Below are 18918 nucleotides of genomic sequence, written 5' to 3'. Positions count from 1 at the left end.
CCTCGACGCACCGTCGGCTTGTCCGCACTACCGACAGTCTTCCTTCGAAAGTGTTGCGCGATAGAAGAACTGCCGATCGTGTGAAGCTGCACCGTAAATTTCGTGGATGGAGCCAATGGCCGGAAAGGGCCAGGCACGACTTGTCCGTTGAGCCGGATGGGGGCCGCGGTTCTCGGCGACAGCCACGAACCGCCGGAACGCGCTACCTACCAACCTTCGTCAGAGGTCGTATCAATGGCTGGATCGGGCTCTTAAAGCAGGTCATGCACTTTTCTGCAGCTTCGCTTTGCCATCGCAGTCCGGGAAGCGGACACAGCCGAGGAATGCTCCATAGCGGCCACGGCGCTCGACAAGCCATCCTACATCGCAACTTGGGCAGGCCTGTTGCGTCTCGCCGCAATCACCGCAAACAAGGTCCCCACTGGTTCGGGAACGGACCGGAAAGCCGACACCGCAGGCGGGACATGCCGGCATGCGACTGCCGCACAGCTTCACATGCTCGCAGCGATACCAGTCGCGGCCGTCCTTGCCTGCCATGTGGAGCAAACGCCCGCCGCAACCCGGACAGGTGTGGGTGTGCTTCTGGGCCTCCAACGGCACAACCACGCCAAATTCGGGCTCTTTTATCAGCTCCTCGACGAAGACGGAGGGGCGCGCTTCGGAGGCAAGAATGGTCACTGTTCGCCGGGCCCGGGTCATGGCGACATACATGACGCGACGCTCCTCGGCATTCGGATATGGCTCAGCCTCGGGCGATACCAGGCTGAGCAGTGGGTCGTCGACGATCATCGACGGGAAGCCCATCTTGGCGTTGTCGGCTCCGAGGATGATGACGTGATCCGCCTCCAGCCCCTTCGAGGCATGGATGGTCTTGAAGGAGGTCGTGGCACCAGAGTTCTGGCGCTGAAGCCGCCCGACATCGGGCCTCAGGAACCGATATCGACCGAGGATCAGGATTGACGGCTTCCCGCCACCCTTTCCTTCTGTGGCGGCAAGACCAGCCACGGCGTCGTTCAAAACCGTCTCCCCGGTGTCGCGGCGCGTCCAGGCGATCTTGATCGAAGGCTCGTCCGTCTCGCCTGCCGGTATCACCGTCTTAGTGATCTGTGCCGGGTTGCGCAGAACGAAGCGACGGGCCGCAAGGGCGATCTTGTCGACTGATCGGAAGGTCCGGCCGAGGTCGACGGTGCGATGGACACCAGTGGCTCCTGCATAGGTCCCGCCGAACTCCGCACCGAAGTTGCGCATGATGTGAATGTCCGACCCAGCGAAGCGGTAGATCGACTGCCAGTCATCGCCGACGGCGAACACCTTAACGTCGGAGTGCTGGCGCTTGAGTGCCTGGATAAGTTTAGCTCGCCCGGTGGAGATGTCCTGAAACTCGTCGACGAGGATATGCTTGAACGGGCTCTGATAGCGCCCGCTTTCGACGAGGGCCGTGGCGCGGTTCACCATGTCCTCGAAGTCGATCCGATCGCCCAGGCGGGACTGATACTCCCGGAAAACGGCGCCGAAGATCTTCAGGAATGCTTCGGCACGCTTCCCCATCTCCAGCGTTTGCGCCTTGTCCGAACAGTCCTCAACCCGGTAGCCGCCGTTCTTGAAGTGACGCAGGAAGGTGCCCATCAGCGAGGTAAAGCTGTCGACCACGCCGACCTCGGCCACACGGTCGTAGACCTCGATGTCCGGGATCGGCCGGAGCGTGACGTGGGGTTTGAGCTTTTCGGCAAGAGCCTCGAGCAGTCGCCCCTCTTCACGCTCCCAGCTGTAGGTTTCGACCAGAATCGTCTCGTGCTCGGCATGGACTTGCCGCTTCCAATCCATGCCCTCAAGGTATTCATCGCGGTCGATATAGGGCGCCGTGGTCAACTCCTCCTTACCATCCCTGCCGCGTTTCTTGCGCACGCCGAAATGCTCGATGTAGACGCCGCTCTCGATCAGCCGGAAATCGGGCGTGTAGACGCGACGCCCGGTCTTCTGGAGCTTGTGCTCGTAGTTCGGCTCGTATTCGTAGGCGATGCCGTTCCGGAACAGCCAGTTGGCGATCAGAAGCTCTTCGAAGCTGTTCACCGTCTCGCCTTGCAGCGTCCGCAGGTTGCGGCTTTCGATCTGCGCATACCATTCGTGCTTCGTCTTGAAGTCCCACTCTGTCGGGAAGTCGTCGAAGAAACCGGCGAACCAGCCGATCACGGTTTGCGCGATGTCACTGGCGGTCGCGACGATGTGCCGAAGGATCTCCTTCATGAGGGATAGGAAGGCCTTGTCGTCCGTCGCGGTCGGCGCCAAGGGGGGCTTCTCCCCCTCCACTTCACCGATGATCTCGTAGGCCAATGCGTGGAAGGTGCGCGCCGCCACGGGGACCCCGCACCGCGCCTCGATGCGCTCGGACATCTCGGTTGCAGCATCTTTGGCGAAGGCCAGGAGCAGGAGCTCGCTTGGCTTCCGTATCTCCGCCTTCACCAGGTATGCGGCCTTGGCCGTGATAACGCTGGTCTTGCCGGACCCCGCGCCGGCCAGAACCAACGTTGCGTCCTCGTCGACGACCACCGACAGGCGCTGCTCCGGTGTCAGCGGCATGGATTCGACCGTGTCGAAGAAGTCTTTCCACCGAAGCAGCTGAGCTTCCACGAACGTCTCGATAGCCGCGTCCCGGACGGTGTTCGGATCGGCAGCGAAGGCCACGATAGGGGCGATCCGGGACATCACCTCGTTGCCGACGGCCTCCGCGTTCAGCTTGGAAAGCACACGGCTGTTTAGATCGGCAGCGTCGCGCGCCAGCGGCGCTACGTGGCATGCGGCAGGATAAACATCCGGCACCTTGAGCGCATCGAGCGTGTGAAGGATGCGCCGGACCGCTGCGTCTTCCTTTTGCAGCTCCGCCCAATTGAAATTCGTCCAGGCGGTCGTAACCGCCTCTGCGAAGGTTCTGGCCGCAGAGGCATCCACCGCTGGCAAGGTCAGGTTGCCGCCGCCACCAAGATCGAGCGATAGCGACGACGAAAGAAGGCCTTTCTTCACTGAGGGTCGCGCTGCGAGAGCGTCAAACCCTATGCGGGGCGAACCCGCCCCGCGTGCCGCAATGCCCCTGTCTTGCAGAGTTAGGGACCTTGGATGTCGGCCGAGAGGGTCAACCAGGAACCTCAGGAAAGGTTTTGAGGCGAGGTTCATTTGCACCAAACTACCAGTCTTTTCCAAGGTGTAGCAGATTTCGGACAGCCGGGAACCTTTCGGGACGCATTTGAAGCGCGAATGGGCGCCTGCCCTGTTCATTTATTTCCGAGAATGCATCTGACCGGCGACTTGCTGGGCCGGGACACCCGATTGCCACGGGCAATGGCGAACTTTTTTCTTCGCCCCGCAGACTATTGGCCAATCTCCATTTCGAGGACCGATACAAAGACCAGCGAGCCCAAGAGATGAGAAGGAGGCCCCCCGGAAACGACTGCGGACAGGCTTGATGCTGCCACGAACGGCAGACGCGCAACCAAGGAGGACCACCATGCTGCGTAAGTTCCCGACGAAGACCCTGTCCGCAGATCTGCAACTCGCTGCCGTTCGCGCGCAATTTGACAAGCACGGTTCCGCGCTGTGCAACGCCGCGGGCCTGATCGACGGCGACGCCGGAACGGCCCGTGTCCTGCGCCTCATATCCCGCTTGCGCGAAGCCGCGCGCCTGGACTGGGCGACGCGCCGCAGGCTGGTCGATCTGCACCGCCTTTTGTCTCTCGACCCGGTCATCGATGAGTTCGAACCCGACCTTTCGTCCTGGGTTTTTCTCGATCCCGCGAGCCCGGAGGTGGAAGAGCTCTGCCTTCTCACTGACCGGCTCTACGACCTCCTGGTCGAGATCGGAGAACTGGACGATGAGCGGGATGCGCTGGCACTTGCCCTCCCGGTGCAGGACGCGGCCTGAACTGCGGCGCCGACCATGCGCAGTTTGCACGGTCGGCGTCATGCTCCGGGATGACCGCAAAGCGCAGTCTTCCGACAGGGCACCGACGGCGGCGGCACGGTCCAGGAACAGAAAAAACCATGCCCCCAGCAGATTTCCTCTTCGTCATCCCGATGAACGACCAATGTTCTCGTCACCAGCACCCAAGACCAGCTTCGCAACCAACCGAAAGGACCCTGCCAACGCCCCCGCGTCTCCCCGCGACGGAACATGACGCCGATGAATCAGGCACCCAGCACCGTTTCCGAACCGCATGAAAGGGAGATCATCATGCTCAACACCACCACAATCGACACCGCCGAGGCGCGTCTTGGCGCCGCCTATGCGGTGGAGCAGCACCTCCGCCGCCATGGTGCGAGCCTCTGCGACCTGCTCGACGCGCTCGATGATCCGAGTGGGTTCGCGGCGCTCTGCGATCTGCATGGTGCCTTCGGGCAGCCTATCCCGGATGCCGATGCCGTCGAGGCCGCGCTGCGCGATATCCGTCGTATCCTGGCCGACCAGGCGCCGACGTCGCTCGACAGGATCGGGCATGTGAGGGGCCTGCCAGCTTCCGACATGACCCGGTGGCATGGCGCGCGCGTCAGCGAGCTTCTCGGGCGATTCCGCCATGCCGACTGAGACCGGGGCACGCTGTGTCCTTCAGCTGGCGCGCCGGCGCCGCTTGAGCGTCCATCCCGATCAGTTCGGGATGGAGCAGGACATCTGCGACGTGACGCTGTGGCTCATCGAGAAGCACAGCCTGTCTCGTGTTCACGTCTGGGTGGACCGGCACTACACGCAGATCGGACCGGAGATCGCCGGCGTGACTGTCATCACTTCGCCGCGCCATCCAGCGCGACTGACCGAGGCGGCGCACGAGGCGTTTCTCGCGCTCGGCTACAGGATCGAAGACACCCGCGCAGACACCTACGGCCATCAGTTTTGCGACGGCCATCACTCGAAGCACGAAGTCATCCAAGCCTATACGCGCATCGAAGACGCGCTGAAGCTCTGGCGATCACAATAACAAATACTCGGACATCTCGGACGAGGGCGGCGAAAGCCGCCCTTTTTGTATGCCTTGCGCTCGTTGGTGCAAGGCATGCCGACATTGTACATCAACTTCACGGCCAGACTTCGAAAAAGTCGCTGTTGTGCTCGTTCCGGAGAAGTGGCTCGCGATAACCGGCGGCGGAAACTACGCCGCCAACCCAAGAACGCCACGGCCACGATCAAGCCTGAGAAAGTTTACGAAAATCGTTTCTGCCGCCTGCTTCCGATGCCTATATCCCTCAGGACAGAGTCGAACCCTCGTTCCCGCGAGAAAAGGCCGAAAAAACGGAAAATCGGGCGCCTACGCCCGATTGACCTTATTCGTTTGCGAAATGGACCTCCGAAGCCCGCCGGTGGCCACTAATTGGTAGTGGCAATAGCTTCAAAACGCTCGTCCAGTGCTTAGCCGCACTTGGAGTGGCCGCAATTGGCGCAGGTCAGGCAACCTTCGACCATCCGCATGTCGTACTGGCCGCAGGCAGGGCAGGCCGGGCCTCGGGGACGGCCGAGGTTGACGACCTCGGCCTGCGGATCGGACTTCAGGCCCATGCCCTCGCCGTCGATGAAGCCGATGGAAATCAGGTGCCGCTCGATCACGCCGCCGATCGCGGCAAGGATGGACGGGACATACTTGCCGCCCATCCACGCCCCGCCGCGCGGGTCGAAGACGGCCTTCAGTTCCTCCACCACGAACGACACGTCGCCGCCGCGCCGGAACACCGCCGAGATCATCCGGGTCAGCGCGAGGATCCAGGCGTAGTGCTCCATGTTCTTGGAATTTATGAAGATCTCGAAAGGCCTGCGGTGGCCGTTCAGGATGATGTCGTTGATCGTGATGTAGAGCGCGTGGTCGCTGCCGGGCCACTTGAGCTTGTAGGTATGGCCCTCGAGGGATTGTGGACGGTCGAGGGGCTCGGACATGTAGATGACCTCGCCGTCCGAAGCCGTCTCGGTGGCTACCGCGCCGCCGGCCTTGCCCTTGTCCTCCGCAACACTCAGCACGCTCCCCGTAACGTCGTTCGGGCGATAGGTCGTGCAGCCCTTGCAGCCCGTCTCGTAGGCCTCGAGGTAGACGTCCTTGAACGCCTCGAAGTCGATGTCGGCCGGCACGTTGATCGTCTTGGAGATCGAGCTGTCCACCCAGGGCTGGGCGGCGGCCTGCATGTGGACGTGGTCCATCGGCGCAAGGTCCTGCGCCGTGACGAACTGCTCTGGCAGGTCGGCGTCGCCGTGAAGGTCGCGCCACATCTGGACGGCGTAGTCCACCACCTCCTCCTCGGTGCGCGACCCGTCGGGCTGCATCACCTTGCGCGTGTAGGAGGTGGCGAAGACCGGCTCGATCCCCGACGAGACATTGCCGGCGAAAAGGCTGATCGTGCCGGTCGGCGCGACCGAGGTCAGAAGCGCGTTCCGCAGCCCGTGCTCGGCGATCAGCGCCCGCACCTCGGGGTCGAGGCGGCGGATCATCGGCGCATTCGCGTAGGCCTCCGCGTCATAGAGCGGAAAGGCCCCCTTCTCGCCCGCGATCAGCGCCGAGGCGCGATAGGCGGCGTTGGCGATCAGGCGCATCCAGTCGCCGGTCCGCGCCACCGCCTCGGGCGAGCCGTAGCGCAGGCCCGTCATGGCGAGCGCGTCGGCAAGGCCCGTCACGCCGAGGCCAATCCGGCGTTTCGCCTGCGCCTCCTGCGCCTGCGCCTCGAGCGGGAAGCGGCTCGCGTCGACCACGTTGTCCATCATGCGGATCGCCGTCCCCACGAGGTCCGAAAGCTCGTCGTCGTCGATCCGCGCGGCGTCCGCGAAAGGCTCCCGCACGAGCCGCGCGAGGTTGATCGACCCCAGCAGGCAGGCGCCGTAGGGCGGCAGGGGCTGTTCGCCGCAGGGATTGGTCGCGGCGATCTCCTCGGCGTAGGACAGGTTGTTCTCGGCGTTGATGCGATCGATGAAGATCACGCCGGGCTCGGCGTAATCGTAGGTCGCGCGCATCATCTTGTTCCACAGGTCGCGGGCCCGCACCGTCCTGTAGACCTGCCCGTCGAACACCAGCTCCCACGGGCCGTCCTCCTTCACCGCCTGCATGAAGGCGTCGGTGGCCAGCACGCTCACGTTGAACATGCGCAGGCGGGCAGGGTCGGCCTTGGCGGCGATGAAGGCCTCGATGTCGGGATGGTCGCAGCGCATCGTGGCCATCATCGCGCCGCGCCGCGAGCCGGCCGACATGATCGTGCGGCACATCGCGTCCCAGACGTCCATGAAGCTGAGCGGGCCGGATGCGTCCGCCGCCACGCCCGACACGGGCGCGCCCTTGGGACGGATGGTCGAGAAGTCGTAGCCGATCCCCCCGCCCTGCTGCATCGTCAGCGCCGCTTCCTTGAGGCTTTCGAAGATGCCCGCCATCGAATCCGGGATCGTTCCCATCACGAAGCAGTTGAACAGCGTCACGGACCGCCCCGTCCCCGCGCCGGCGACGATCCGGCCGGCGGGCAGGTAGCGGAAATCCTCGAGTGCCTCGTAGAACCGCGGCTCCCACGTCTCGGGCGCGGCCTCGACCGAGGCGAGCGCGCGGGCGATCCGGCGCCACGTGTCCTCGACGCTCTGGTCGAGCGCCGCGCCCTCCGCCGATTTGAAGCGGTATTTCATGTCCCAGATGGCTTCGGATATCGGCGCGGCGAAACGGCTCATCGGGACTGGTCTCCATGGTGAACAGGCTGTGGAAATCGCCACAACGGCTTGAATGCATCTGCGCGGACAATACAATATATGGCGAGCGGGGATTCGATGGAACATGTAAATCTCATCAAGCTGTGCGTCGGCGCGGAGCGTGTCGAGGACCTGATGGCGTGGCAGGCGAACCCAAGGGCGCAAGGCCCCGACGGCCTGCCGCGCCACGTCACCCGCATGTGGCCAAAGCGCGCCGACGAGGTTCTTTCGGGCGGATCGCTCTACTGGGTGTTCAAGGGGCTGGTGCTGTGCCGCCAGCGCGTCCTGCGCCTCGACGAGGTGGCAGGCGGCGACGGCGTCCTGCGCTGCGGGATCGTCCTCGACCCCGAGGCGATCGCGGTGGCCGCGACGCCAAGGCGCCCGTTCCAGGGCTGGCGCTACCTCAAGCCCGAGGACGCCCCGCGCGACCTGCCCAAGGGCCGCGCGCAGGAAGAGGCTTTGCCCCCCGCGCTGCAATCCGCCCTCGCCGAGATCGGCGTTCTCTGACGCCGCCGACAGGCCCCGCCTTAAAAAATCCACATTCGCTGAAACCAACGGTCGTGCGCGCTCGTGGCTTCACTGGCGGCTGTCCTGCCGTCAGGAACCGAATGGAGGCAAGATGCCCATGTCCACAGGGAAAATCATCGCACTCGCCGCCGCAGTGGCGTCGCTCGCCGCGCCGGCCTCGGCGGTCGTGCTGAAATACGAGGCCGTGGTTCAGGAACTGAACCGGTCCGGCGTCAGCGGACTGGTCCTGTTCGACCACGACACCCGCGCCCAGACGCTTCGCGTGCGCGCCGACATCATGGGGCTCGTGCCCCTGATGCCGCACGTGAACCACATCCATGGACGCTTCAACGAGGATGGCACGCCACGGAATTCCGTCACGCCGACCATGGCCGAGGACGACATCGCCAACGGCAGCAACGGTGACGGCTTCGTCGACGTGTTCGAGGGCTTCGACCAGTATGGCGACGTGCTTCTGTCGCTCGAGGAGAACCCGACGCCGGCCAGCAACCACAACGGCCCCTTCGCGGACGACGCGGGCCGCGTGACCTACGACATCACCTATGACCTGATGTCAGACACCCCCGAGAACGGCCCGATCTTCAGCACGGTCTCGGGCCGGGACTACACGGCCCGGGATCTCTTTCCGCTCGACCTGCGCGAATACGTCATCCACGGCGGTTTCGTCGACGCGAACTTCGACAACGGCCTGCAGCGAGGCCCCGGCTACGTCGCGACCCTGCCGGTGGGTGCGGCCGAGATCTCGGCAGTGCCGCTGCCGGCCTCGGCGGTCCTCTTGCTGGGCGGACTTGGCGGCCTCGCCCTCATGCGCCGGCGCAAGGGCTGAGCCTGCGACGACACCGGGCGCGGCCTTCGTCGCGCCCGGCCCCTCGGGCGTTCAGGACTTCAGGTCCAGCCGGTCGAGGACGTGGCCGAAGGCGTCGACCGCAGCCGCGTCCCAGTCCGCGACCCGCGAGCGGAACAGCGTCGCCTCGCTGCGGTGGATCAGCCCGTCCGCGAGCGGCCGCAGGTGGTTCGCCCGCAACGTCTCGCCGGTCGAGGTGATGTCGGCGATGGCCTCGGCCGTGCCGTGGGCCACCGTGCCCTCCGTCGCGCCCTGGCTGTCGACGAGGCGATAATCGGCCACGCCCGCCTCGCGCAGGAATTCGCGCACCAGCCGGTGATACTTCGTCGCGATCCGCAGGCGATATCCGTGACGCGCCCGGAACTCGGCCGCCACGGCATCCAGATCGTCCAGCGTCAGGACATCGACCCACGACACCGGAACCGCCAGGATCAGGTCCGCATGGCCGAAGCCAAGCGGCGCAAGCCGTTCGACCGCCTGGTCCCAGGCGGGGATGCGCTCCTGCACGAGGTCCGACCCGGTGACGCCGAGGTGAATGCGCCCCGCGGCAAGCTCGCGCGGGATCTCGCCGGCGGCCAGCAGCCGAAGCTCGACGTCGGCGCCATCGACGGCGGCGGCGTAGTCGCGGTCCGATCCGGTCCGCCGCATCGACAGCCCGTGCGCGGCAAACCAGTCGAAGGTCTTGTCCATCAGGCGGCCCTTGGACGGTATGCCTAGGCGCAGCGTCATGACCGCGCGCCCCCGCGCAGCTCGTGCACCAGTTCCGGGCGGATCACGCCACCGACCGCCGGGATCGCCGCGCCCTGCCCCACGATCGCGGTCAGCGCGTCGTAGCGGCCGCCGGTGGCGACGGGCGGCATGTCGGGACGCCCCTCGGCGAGGAAGCCGAAGACGAAACCGTCGTAGTATTCCATCGTCGTGCGTCCGAAGCTTGCCTCGAACGGCAGCGCGGCGGGGTCGAGCCCGGCCGCCTCGAGCGCCGTGATCCGCGCGGCGAAGCGATCGACCGCGGGGGCGAGGCCCGGCAGGTCCCCCTCGAGGTCGCGCAACCGCCCGCAGGCGTCGGGCAGACTGGCCTCGAGGTTCAGGATCGCGGACAGCGCCTCGGCCTCGGTGGCGGCGATGGGCGGCGTGCGGGCATCGGCGCGAAGATGCGCGACGCGGGCCGCGATCTCGCTCCGGGAGCGCAGGCCGGTCTCCACGCCCGCCGCGTCGATGACCGCGTCGAGGCCCGCCTCGGCCACCTTCGCCAGCAGCTCGGCCCGACCCGCGGGCGGCGGCCTGCGCCCGGTGTAGCGCTCCAGCAGCGCGCGGAAGCGGCGCGGACGCCAGACATGCCGCCTGAGCGCGGCCTTGCGCACGGGCGTCGTGGACAGGCACTCGATGGCCGCCAGAAGAATGCCCATGTCACCGGTGACGGCCCGAAGGTTCAGCCCCGCCAACGCCTCGTGGAACAGGGCGAAGACCGCGGCGTCGGCACGCGCGGGGTCGCCGTCGCCGAACCGCTCGAAGCCGAGCTGGAGGTATTCCGACGGCCGGCCCGACCCGGCCGGCTGCTTGCGGAAGACCTCGCCGAGATAGGTGTAGCACGCGGGCTCGGCGCCCCGGCCGCGGGCGGCGCGGGCCATGTGCGCCTGCACCACCGGCACGGTGAAGTCGGGGCGAAGCATCATCTCGCCGCGGTCGGGATCATCGGTGGTGTAGGCGCGGGCGCGGATGTCCTCGCCGTAGAGGTCGAGCAGAAGGTCGGCCGACAGCATCAACGGCGCCTCCACGGGCGTCGCTCCGGCGCGCGTGAAGACGTCGCGCAGCGCCTCGGCCTCGGCGCGGATGTCGGCCTTGGGCGTCACGCGTGCCGGTCCAGAAGCGCCCTCACGCCGGCCACGAGATCCGCGCGTGCGGCCTCGGTCTGGGCGGGCTGGCTCTTCCATTCCTCGAGCGTTGCATCCTCGGCCAGCTTCGCGCCGAGGATCAGGTCCTTGAGCTGGACGACCCCGCGCGCGGCCTCGTCGGAGCCCTGGATGACGGCGACGGGGCTGGACCGCTTGTCCGCGTATTTCAGCTGGTTGCCGAAATTCTTCGGATTGCCGAGATAGACCTCGGCCCGGATGCCGGCGGCGCGCAGCTCGGCGGCCATCGCCTGGTAGTCGGCCATGCGGTCGCGGTCCATGACGGTCACGACGACCGGGCCAGGGGTGGTCCCCGAGACGCGGCCCGTGGCGCGCAGCGCGGCCAGAAGGCGGTCGACGCCGATGGAAATGCCCGTGGCGGGCACCTCCTGCCCGGTGAAGCGCTTGACGAGGTCGTCGTAGCGCCCGCCCCCGGCCACCGAGCCGAACTGCCGCGGGCGGCCCTTCTCGTCGGTGATCTCGAAGGTCAGCTCCGCCTCGTAGACGGGGCCGGTGTAGTATCCGAGACCGCGCACGACGGAAGGGTCGATGACGATGCGGTCGGGACCGTAGCCCTGCGCCGCGAGAAGCTCGGCGATGGTCTCCAGCTCGGTCACGCCCTCGAGACCCGTCGGCGAGCCCGCCACCAGCTCGTGCAGCCGGGCCACGGTGGCATGCCCGTCCGCGCGCCGGGCGTCCATGAAGCCCATGATCGTGTCGGTCTGCGCCTCCGACAGGCCGGCGCCTTCGGTGAAGTCGCCGCTGTCGTCCATGCGGCCCTTGCCGAGCAGGAGGCGCACCCCCTCGGGTCCGAACTTGTCGAGCTTGTCGATGGCGCGCAGGACGATGCCGCGCGCGTGGGCCTTGTCCTCGCCCGAAAGGCCCGCGACCTCGAGGACGCCATTCAGGACCTTTCGGTTGTTCACGCGCACGATGTAGTCGCCGCGCGGGATGCCCACGGCCTCCAGCGTCTCGGCGAGCATGGCGCAGATCTCGGCGTCGGCGGCGACCGAAGCCGCGCCCACCGTGTCGGCATCGCATTGATAGAACTGCCGGAACCGCCCCGGCCCCGGCTTCTCGTTGCGCCAGACGGGGCCCATCGTGTAGCGGCGGTAGGGGTTCGGCAGGTCGTTGCGGAACTGCGCCGCGACGCGGGCGAGAGGCGCGGTCATGTCGTAGCGCAGCGCGAGCCAGGTCCCGTCCTCGTCGGCGTCGCCATCCTCGCGGAACGCGAAGACGCCCGCGTTCGGCCGGTCCACGTCGGGAAGGAACTTGCCCAGCGCCTCGACCGTTTCCACGGCGGAGGTCTCCAGCGGATCGAAGCCGTAGCGGTCGTAGACCGCGGCGATCTTCGCCAGCATGGCGTTGCGCTCGGTGACCTCGGCGCCGAAATGGTCCTGGAAGCCCTTTGGCGTCTCCGCCTTCGGTCGGGGCTGTTTCTTGGTCTTGGCCATGGGGTCGGGATGCCTTGTCTTTCCTGACGCGGCCCGTCTATCCGAGGGGCGCGGGCGGGGCAAGGCGGCCGGAGCCGCCCATGGCGGTCCGCAAGGAGGGGTGAGATGAGCGACAGGAACGATCTCGAGGAAGTGCTGGCGCATCTCGTGCGCACGGTGGACGACCTGTCGGACGTCGTCGCGCGGCAGGATGCCGAGATCGCGCGGCTGACCTCGCGGGTCCAGACGCTGATGGCGCGTGAGGCCGAACGCGAGGCAGACGCGGGCGGGCAGGTCCCGCTTGCCGATCAGAAGCCGCCGCACTGGTAGGGCCATGGACGGGGGGCGCTGCCCCCCGGGGCCTTTCGGCCCTCCCCCCGGCGGTATTTTCGGGAAAGATGAAGGAGGCTCAGGCAGGGACGGCGGCGCCGGGACTGCGCGGACGCGAGCGCAGGAGGATCATGAGCATGATCGCGACGTTCACCGCGTTGAAGGCGATGCCGTTCAGGAAGGCCCAGGCGTAGGAGCCGGTGACGTCGTAGATCCATCCCGACATCCAGCCCCCGAGCGCCATGCCGACGATGGTGGCCATGATGACGAAGCCGACCCGCGCCCCCGCCTCCTTCGGCGGCAGGTATTCCCGGACGATGATCGCGTAGGACGGCACGATGCCGCCCTGCGCCAGCCCGAAGACCAGCGACACGGCATAGAGCGGCGCGAGCCCCGAGGTGGGCAGGTAGAGGAACAGCGCGAGCATCTGCAGCGTGGAGCCGATGAGGAGCGTCGGCACGCCGCCGAGCCTGTCGGCCAGCAGCCCCGACACCAGCCGCGAGACGACGCCGCCCATGAGCATGAGCGAGAGCATCTCGGCGCCGACGGCGGGGCCGTAGCCGAGGTCCACGCAATAGGCGACGATGTGCACTTGCGGCATCGACATCGCCACGCAGCACGCGACGCCGGCCGCGGCCAGAAGCCAGACCAGCGTGACGGGCGACAGCCCCGCGGACTGCTGGCGCAGCGCGGCGGCGGCGGTGGAGGCGTGGATCGCCTCGTCGGGGAGCTGGCGGCGCAGCGCGAAGGTCAATGGCAGCATCACGAGGATCGCGGAGGCGGCGATGACGAGGTAGGCCGTGCGCCAGCCGGGGCCCGCGAGGATGTCGGCCAGGATCAGCGGCCAGATCGCCCCCGACAGGTAGTTCCCCGACGCGATGATCGCCACCGCGATGCCCCGGCGGCGCAGGAACCACTGGCTCACGTCGGCGATGAGGGGCCCGAAGCTTGCCGCCGTGGCGAAGCCGATGGCGAATTGCAGCGCGCAGAGCGTGGCGATGTCGGGCGCGGCGGCGGCGCCCGCGAACGAGACGCCCATCAGGAGCGCCGCGACGGCCAGCACGCGGGCGACGCCGTGGCGGTCGACCCAGCGGCCGATCACCCAGTTGCCGAGCGCGAATCCCGCCATCGTCAGCGTGTAGGGCAGCGCGGCCGAGGCGCGGTCGACGCCGAACTCGGCCTCGACGGCTGGCAGGATGACGATGATCGCCCACATCCCCGCGTTGCCGACAAGCGAAAGCGCGAGCGACAGGCCGAGGCGGCGCCATGAAATGCGGGAGTCGAGCACGGACATGGCCGCGACGTTATGGCGGCCACGCCCAGGAGTATAGAGGCCTCGCGCGGGTCAGGGCGTGAGGTCGAGCGCGGGCACCACGCGGGCGTAGGGAAGCCCGGCCGCGTCGTTCAGCGCCTGCACCTGCGCCGCGCTTTCGCCCTCGAACAGGCACATGCAGCGCCCGTCCTCGGGGGCGAAGGTCGAGCGGATGTAATCGATGCGCTGCCCCGCGCCGCGCATCTCGGCGGCCTGGGCGATCGCGGCGCGCTGCGCGCCCGCGAGATCCTCCATGGCGATGCCCTTCAGATCGCGTTCCACCATGAAAACCGGCATTGTCCTGTCTCCTCGTATCGAGATTGCCAACGCGGCCATTGCACCGCACCGCGTCGCCGGGAGGAACTGCAATTGCGTTATCGTTCCATTCCCCACGGTTTGGGGAAAATGCGGTATGATCTGCGCCTGAGGTGTGGAGCGGCAGGAGGGACGCCCATGGAGATGTCGCAGATCCGCTATGTGCTGGCGGCGGCGCGGACACTCAACTTCACGCGCGCCGCCGAGGAGTGCCACGTGACGCAACCGGCGCTGACCAAGGGGATCAAGGCGCTGGAGGAGGATCTGGGTGCGGCGCTGTTCCTGCGCGAGGGGCGGCGCGTCGCGCTGAGCGAGTTCGGGCGCTCGATGCTGCCGCACCTGCGCCACATCGCGGACGAGGCCGAGGCCGCGCGGACGCTGGCCGAAAGCTTCAGGCTTCTCGAGAAGGCGCCGCTGAGGCTGGGGGTCCTGTCCACGATCGGCCACATGCGCCTCGCGCGGTTTCTCGCGCGGCTCGGCGCGGCGCATCCCGGCATCGAGCTTGCCGTTAGCGAGGGCCCGCTTGCGAGGCTGCGGCGCGACCTCGAGGCGGGACGGCTGGACGCGGCGATCCTGACCGACATCGACGGCATCGCCGAGGCCTTCAGACTCCATCCGCTCTACGAGGAACGCTACGTCGTGGTCATTCCGCCGCAGCACCGGCTGGGGGAGATGAACGCGGTGAGCCTGCGGGACCTGTCGGGCGAGGATTACGTCGACCGCCTGTCGTGCGAGATGCGCGAGATGGTCATGCGGGTCTGCGAGGATGACGGCGTCGCGCTTTACGCCCGCTTCCGCTCGGAGCGGGAGGACTGGGTGCAGGCCATGGTGCTGGCGGGGATCGGTTTCGCGTTCATGCCGGAGTATTCGGTGAGCCTGCCAGGACTGGTGCAGCGGCCGCTGATCGAGCCCGCCGTGGCGCGGAAGGTGACGCTTGCCACGGTGCCGGGGCGAAGGCACGCGCCGGCGACGGCGGCGCTGGTGCGCGCGGCGCAGGGTTTCGCCTGGCCGGGATAGCGCCTCAGATCTCCTCGACGGTGACGACGCCGCCGAGGCTTTTCAGGGCGCCCTTGATCTGCGGGGACACCGGAAGCCCCTCGCCCACCAGAGCCTCGACCTCGGCGGCGCCGTCCGGAAAGTCGGGGGCCATGGCGCAGATGTAGACCGGGCCGCGGGGCGCGCGCGCGTCCTCCGCGGCGATGCGCGCCAGAAGCTGCGCGACCGAGGTGGGCGCCGCGCAGTCGTCGACGAAGACGCGAAGGCCGCGCGCCTCGGCGGCCACGGCGTCGTCCACGAGCTGCACCGTCTCGCCGCGCAGGCGCAGCGTGCCGTCCTGCACCTCGGCCTTGACCTGAATTCGGACGTTGGTGCCGGGCTCGAGGATGTGGCGGTGCGCCTCAAGCGCCTCGGAAAACAGCATCACCTCGTAGGTGCCGGTCGGGTCGGACAGCCCAACGAAGGCGAAGCGCGTGCCGCGCTGGCTCTTGCGTTCCTGCCGCGAAGCGACGGCGCCGGCCATCCAGGTGACGAAATCGCCGCGGCTTGCGCGCCGTTCGACCTCGGCATGGGTCAGGCAGCCCTTGCGCTTGAGCGCGGACATGTAGTCGTCGAGCGGGTGGCCGGAGAAGTAGAAGCCGACGGCCTGATGTTCCTGCGCCAGCATGTGCGCGGGCATCCAGTCTTCCGCATCGGGCAGACGCGGCTCGGGCAGGTCCTCGCCCGCCTCTCCGAAAAGCGAGACCTGCGCGCTGCCCTTCTGCTCGTGGATCGCCGCCGAATAGGCGACGAGCGCGTCGAGGCCCGCCAGCACGCGGGCGCGGTTGCGGTCGAGCGCGTCGAAGGCGCCCGAACGCGCCAGCATCTCCAGCGACCGCTTGCCCACGCGCTTGAGGTCCGCGCGGCGGGCGAAGTCGTAGAGCGTGGCGAAGGGCCTGTCGTGACCGTTCCCGCCGCGGCGGGCCTCCACGATGAGGCGCATCGCGTCAACGCCCACGTTCTTCAGCGCCCCGAGCGCATAGAGAAGCCTGCCCTCCCGCACCGTGAAGCTCGCGTCGGACCGGTTCACGCAAGGCGCCAGAACCTCGATCCCCATGCGGTCGACCTCGGCCTTGTAGATGGCCAGCTTATCGGTGAGGTGGATGTCGCAGTTCATGACGGCGGCCATGAATTCGACGGGGTGGTTCGCCTTGAGCCACGCGGTCTGGTAGCTCACGACGGCGTAGGCGGCGGCGTGCGACTTGTTGAAACCGTAGTTGGCGAACTTGTCGAGAAGGTTCCAGACCTCCAGCGCCTTGGCGTCGTCGACGCCGTTTTCCTTGGCGCCTGCGATGAACTTGGGACGCTCGGCGTCCATCGCCTCCTGGATCTTCTTGCCCATCGCGCGGCGCAGCAGGTCGGCGCCGCCGAGGCTGTAGCCCGCCATCTCCTGGGCAATCTGCATCACCTGTTCCTGGTAGACGATGATGCCCTGCGTCTCGTCGAGGATGTGATCGACCGACGGGTGCAGGTAGTCGCGCTCGCTGAGGCCGTTCTTGACCTGGCAGTATTTCGGGATGTTCTCCATCGGGCCGGGCCGATAGAGCGCGACCAGCGCCACGATGTCCTCGATGCAGGTGGGCTTCATCTGCATCAGCGCCGACATCATGCCCGAGCTTTCCACCTGGAACACCGCGACCGTCTTGGCCGAGGCGTAGAGCTCGTAGGTGGCCGGATCGTCGAGCGGGATCGCGTTGATCTGGTTCTCCGCGCCCTCGGGCGGATCGTAGAGACGGCGGCCGTCGGCCGCCTCGTGAAGGCTGCGGCCGCCGGCGTGGATCAGCTCGATCGCGTTCTGGATCACGGTCAGCGTCTTGAGGCCGAGGAAGTCGAACTTCACGAGGCCCGCGGGCTCGACCCACTTCATGTTGAACTGGGTGGCGGGCATGTCCGACCGAGGATCGCGGTAGAGTGGCACCAGCTCGTCGAGGGGCCTGTCGCCGATCACCACGCCCGCGGCGTGGGTCGAGGCGTTCCTCAGAAGCCCCTCGATCTTGCCCGCGTAGTCGAACAGCCGCCGCACCGGGTTCTCGCGGCCCTCGCGGCGGTCCTGCTCGGTCTCGACCATCTCGTTGCGGATGCGCTCTTCCTGCGCGATGGCCTGCTCGATGGAAACGGGTTTGACGCCTTCGACCGGGATCATCTTCGACAGCTTGTCGACCTGCCCGAACGACATCTGAAGGACGCGCCCCACGTCGCGCACGGCGGCCTTCGACAGGAGCGCGCCGAAGGTGATGATCTGGCCCACCTTGTCGCGGCCGTATCTTTCCTGGACGTAGCGGATGACCTCTTCGCGGCGGTCCATGCAGAAGTCGATGTCGAAGTCGGGCATGGACACCCGCTCGGGGTTGAGGAAGCGCTCGAACAGGAGCGAGTAGCGCAAGGGATCGAGGTCGGTGATCGTCAGCGCATACGCCACGAGGCTGCCCGCGCCCGATCCCCGGCCCGGCCCGACGGGGATGTCGTTGTCCTTGGCCCACTTGATGAAGTCGGCCACGATCAGGAAATAACCCGGAAAGCCCATCCCCTCGATGATGCCCAGCTCGAAGTCGAGGCGCTTCTCGTAGTCCTCGACCGGGGCGGCGTGCGGAATGACGGCGAGGCGGGCCTTCAGGCCCTCGCGCGCCTGACGGCGCAACTCGTCCACCTCGTCGTCGGCGAAGCGCGGCAGGATCGGGTCGTGCGTCCGGGCGCGGAAGGCGCAGCGGCGCGCGATCTCCACGGTGTTCTCGATCGCCTCGGGCAGGTCGGCGAACAGCGCGGCCATTTCCTCGGGCGTCTTGAAATAGTGCTGCGAGGTCAGGCGGCGGCGCGGCTCGGACTGGTCGACATAGGCGCCCTCGGCGATGCAGATCATCGCGTCGTGGGCCGCGTACATCGAGGGCTCGGGAAAGTAGACGTCGTTGGTGGCGACCAGCGGCAGGCCCATGTCGTAGGCAAGCTCGACATGGCCCCGCTCGGTCAGGCGCTCGGCCTGCGGCGCGCCGCCCTCGGCGGGATGGCGCTGCAGCTCGACGTAGAGGCGGCCGGGATAGATCGCGGCGAGGCGCTCCATCGTCTCGCGGGCGCGGGTCGCGTTGCCGTTCTGCAGGTGCCGCCCGACCGGACCGTCGGGCCCGCCCGTCAGGCAGATCAGGCCCTGCCCATGCGCCCCGAGCTCCTCCATCGTCACATGCGGCAAGGCGCCGTCCGCGCGCAGGTAGAGGCAGCTGTTGAGCTTCATGAGGTTGCGGTAGCCCGCCTCGTCCTGCGCCAGCAGCACCACGGCCGCGTAGGGATTGGGGGCCTCGCCGGGGCGCACTGGGGCGTAATCGACATCGAGCTGGCAGCCGACGATGGGCTGCACCCCGGCCTTCGCCGCGGTCTCCGAGAATTCCAGCGCGCAGAACATGTTGTTGGTGTCGGTCACGGCCACGGCGGGCATGCCCGCCTTCGCCACGAGGCCGGGAAGCTTCTTCACCCGCATCGCGCCTTCCAGCAGCGAATATTCGGTGTGCAGGCGGAGATGGATGAATCGCGGCGCGGCCATGGCGCGGATGCTAGGCGAG

Annotated in this window: 15 protein-coding genes; 7 read left to right on the top strand and 8 right to left on the bottom strand. The window is 67.3% G+C overall.

Annotated features, from left to right (window positions below; genetic code table 11):
* Positions 1 to 261 precede the first annotated feature (261 nt).
* On the bottom strand, positions 262 to 2946 hold the full coding sequence (locus P6F26_RS02315) for a UvrD-helicase domain-containing protein (protein WP_278027047.1): 2685 nt from the start codon (positions 2944 to 2946) through the stop codon (positions 262 to 264).
* A 553-nt stretch (positions 2947 to 3499) separates the two neighbouring features.
* On the opposite strand from P6F26_RS02315, the gene P6F26_RS02310 reads away from it, so the two are divergent.
* The 3 genes from P6F26_RS02310 to P6F26_RS02300 all read left to right on the top strand — a co-directional run bounded on the left by P6F26_RS02310 (position 3500) and on the right by P6F26_RS02300 (position 4961).
* Complete coding sequence (locus tag P6F26_RS02310; RefSeq protein WP_020041010.1) at positions 3500 to 3913, top strand: hypothetical protein; 414 nt, start codon at positions 3500 to 3502, stop codon at positions 3911 to 3913.
* 309 nt (positions 3914 to 4222) lie between these two features.
* A complete protein-coding gene (locus P6F26_RS02305; RefSeq protein ID WP_278027020.1) occupies positions 4223 to 4573 on the top strand; it encodes a hypothetical protein in 351 nt (116 codons plus the stop codon).
* Complete coding sequence (locus P6F26_RS02300; RefSeq protein ID WP_156883622.1) at positions 4563 to 4961, top strand: hypothetical protein; 399 nt, start codon at positions 4563 to 4565, stop codon at positions 4959 to 4961. The genes P6F26_RS02305 and P6F26_RS02300 overlap by 11 nt, the downstream gene beginning before the upstream one ends.
* Before the next feature lie 428 nt (positions 4962 to 5389).
* On the opposite strand, the gene P6F26_RS02295 is transcribed toward P6F26_RS02300, so the two are convergent.
* Positions 5390 to 7666 (bottom strand): adenosylcobalamin-dependent ribonucleoside-diphosphate reductase, encoded by a 2277-nt coding sequence (locus P6F26_RS02295; protein ID WP_278027019.1) that lies wholly within the window; start codon positions 7664 to 7666, stop codon positions 5390 to 5392.
* Between the two features lie 96 nt (positions 7667 to 7762).
* Between P6F26_RS02295 and P6F26_RS02290 the strand changes: the two genes are divergently transcribed.
* Both P6F26_RS02290 and P6F26_RS02285 read left to right on the top strand, forming a co-directional pair.
* Positions 7763 to 8191 carry a DUF1489 family protein gene (locus P6F26_RS02290; protein WP_278027018.1) on the top strand — a complete coding sequence of 143 codons (429 nt, stop codon included), beginning with the start codon at positions 7763 to 7765 and terminating at the stop codon, positions 8189 to 8191.
* A 118-nt stretch (positions 8192 to 8309) separates the two neighbouring features.
* Positions 8310 to 9038, top strand: coding sequence for a VPLPA-CTERM sorting domain-containing protein (locus P6F26_RS02285; RefSeq protein WP_278027017.1), 729 nt, complete (start codon positions 8310 to 8312; stop codon positions 9036 to 9038).
* Positions 9039 to 9089: 51 nt separating this feature from the next.
* Here the strand turns inward: P6F26_RS02285 and hisG are convergent, their stop codons facing one another.
* Genes hisG through hisS form a run of 3 tightly spaced genes read right to left on the bottom strand, consistent with a single transcriptional unit; the run spans position 9090 to position 12399 of the window.
* Positions 9090 to 9785 (bottom strand): ATP phosphoribosyltransferase, encoded by a 696-nt coding sequence (gene hisG / locus P6F26_RS02280; protein WP_278027016.1) that lies wholly within the window; start codon positions 9783 to 9785, stop codon positions 9090 to 9092.
* Positions 9782 to 10906, bottom strand: a complete 1125-nt coding sequence (locus P6F26_RS02275) for an ATP phosphoribosyltransferase regulatory subunit (RefSeq protein WP_278027015.1) — start codon at positions 10904 to 10906, stop codon at positions 9782 to 9784. The genes hisG and P6F26_RS02275 overlap by 4 nt, the downstream gene beginning before the upstream one ends.
* The gene (gene hisS, locus P6F26_RS02270) at positions 10903 to 12399 is read right to left on the bottom strand and encodes a histidine--tRNA ligase (protein ID WP_278027014.1); all 1497 of its coding nucleotides are present in this window, start codon (positions 12397 to 12399) and stop codon (positions 10903 to 10905) included. Before hisS ends, P6F26_RS02275 begins: the two co-directional genes overlap by 4 nt.
* Positions 12400 to 12504: 105 nt before the next feature.
* Between hisS and P6F26_RS02265 the strand changes: the two genes are divergently transcribed.
* Positions 12505 to 12708: a SlyX family protein gene (locus P6F26_RS02265; protein ID WP_278027013.1), complete on the top strand. Its 204-nt coding sequence runs from the start codon at positions 12505 to 12507 to the stop codon at positions 12706 to 12708.
* A gap of 79 nt (positions 12709 to 12787) precedes the next feature.
* On the opposite strand, the gene P6F26_RS02260 is transcribed toward P6F26_RS02265, so the two are convergent.
* Both P6F26_RS02260 and P6F26_RS02255 read right to left on the bottom strand, forming a co-directional pair.
* Positions 12788 to 14002, bottom strand: a complete 1215-nt coding sequence (locus P6F26_RS02260) for an MFS transporter (RefSeq protein ID WP_278027012.1) — start codon at positions 14000 to 14002, stop codon at positions 12788 to 12790.
* Positions 14003 to 14053: 51 nt separating this feature from the next.
* Positions 14054 to 14317: a nickel-binding protein gene (locus P6F26_RS02255; RefSeq protein WP_278027011.1), complete on the bottom strand. Its 264-nt coding sequence runs from the start codon at positions 14315 to 14317 to the stop codon at positions 14054 to 14056.
* Positions 14318 to 14473: 156 nt separating this feature from the next.
* Between P6F26_RS02255 and P6F26_RS02250 the strand changes: the two genes are divergently transcribed.
* A complete protein-coding gene (locus P6F26_RS02250) occupies positions 14474 to 15352 on the top strand; it encodes a LysR family transcriptional regulator (protein ID WP_278027010.1) in 879 nt (292 codons plus the stop codon).
* A gap of 4 nt (positions 15353 to 15356) precedes the next feature.
* On the opposite strand, the gene dnaE is transcribed toward P6F26_RS02250, so the two are convergent.
* A complete protein-coding gene (gene dnaE, locus P6F26_RS02245; RefSeq protein ID WP_278027009.1) occupies positions 15357 to 18899 on the bottom strand; it encodes a DNA polymerase III subunit alpha in 3543 nt (1180 codons plus the stop codon).
* Between the last annotated feature and the right edge of the window lie 19 nt (positions 18900 to 18918).

The organism is Roseicyclus salinarum, assembly GCF_029624655.1.
In the GTDB taxonomy this organism is placed as follows: Bacteria; Pseudomonadota; Alphaproteobacteria; order Rhodobacterales; family Rhodobacteraceae; genus Roseibacterium; species Roseibacterium salinarum.
The sequence above is the reverse complement of the archived record's forward strand: the minus strand, read 5'-3'. Positions and strand labels throughout refer to the sequence as shown.

Coding starts and splice junctions, on each gene's coding strand:
- P6F26_RS02310 (WP_020041010.1), top strand. CDS start 3,500: ATGCTGCGTAAGTTCCCGACGAAGACCCTGTCCGCAGATCTGCAACTC.
- P6F26_RS02305 (WP_278027020.1), top strand. CDS start 4,223: ATGCTCAACACCACCACAATCGACACCGCCGAGGCGCGTCTTGGCGCC.
- P6F26_RS02300 (WP_156883622.1), top strand. CDS start 4,563: ATGCCGACTGAGACCGGGGCACGCTGTGTCCTTCAGCTGGCGCGCCGG.
- P6F26_RS02295 (WP_278027019.1), bottom strand. CDS start 7,666: ATGAGCCGTTTCGCCGCGCCGATATCCGAAGCCATCTGGGACATGAAA.
- P6F26_RS02290 (WP_278027018.1), top strand. CDS start 7,763: ATGGAACATGTAAATCTCATCAAGCTGTGCGTCGGCGCGGAGCGTGTC.
- P6F26_RS02285 (WP_278027017.1), top strand. CDS start 8,310: ATGTCCACAGGGAAAATCATCGCACTCGCCGCCGCAGTGGCGTCGCTC.
- hisG (WP_278027016.1), bottom strand. CDS start 9,785: ATGACGCTGCGCCTAGGCATACCGTCCAAGGGCCGCCTGATGGACAAG.
- hisS (WP_278027014.1), bottom strand. CDS start 12,399: ATGGCCAAGACCAAGAAACAGCCCCGACCGAAGGCGGAGACGCCAAAG.
- P6F26_RS02265 (WP_278027013.1), top strand. CDS start 12,505: ATGAGCGACAGGAACGATCTCGAGGAAGTGCTGGCGCATCTCGTGCGC.
- P6F26_RS02260 (WP_278027012.1), bottom strand. CDS start 14,002: ATGTCCGTGCTCGACTCCCGCATTTCATGGCGCCGCCTCGGCCTGTCG.
- P6F26_RS02255 (WP_278027011.1), bottom strand. CDS start 14,317: ATGCCGGTTTTCATGGTGGAACGCGATCTGAAGGGCATCGCCATGGAG.
- P6F26_RS02250 (WP_278027010.1), top strand. CDS start 14,474: ATGGAGATGTCGCAGATCCGCTATGTGCTGGCGGCGGCGCGGACACTC.
- dnaE (WP_278027009.1), bottom strand. CDS start 18,899: ATGGCCGCGCCGCGATTCATCCATCTCCGCCTGCACACCGAATATTCG.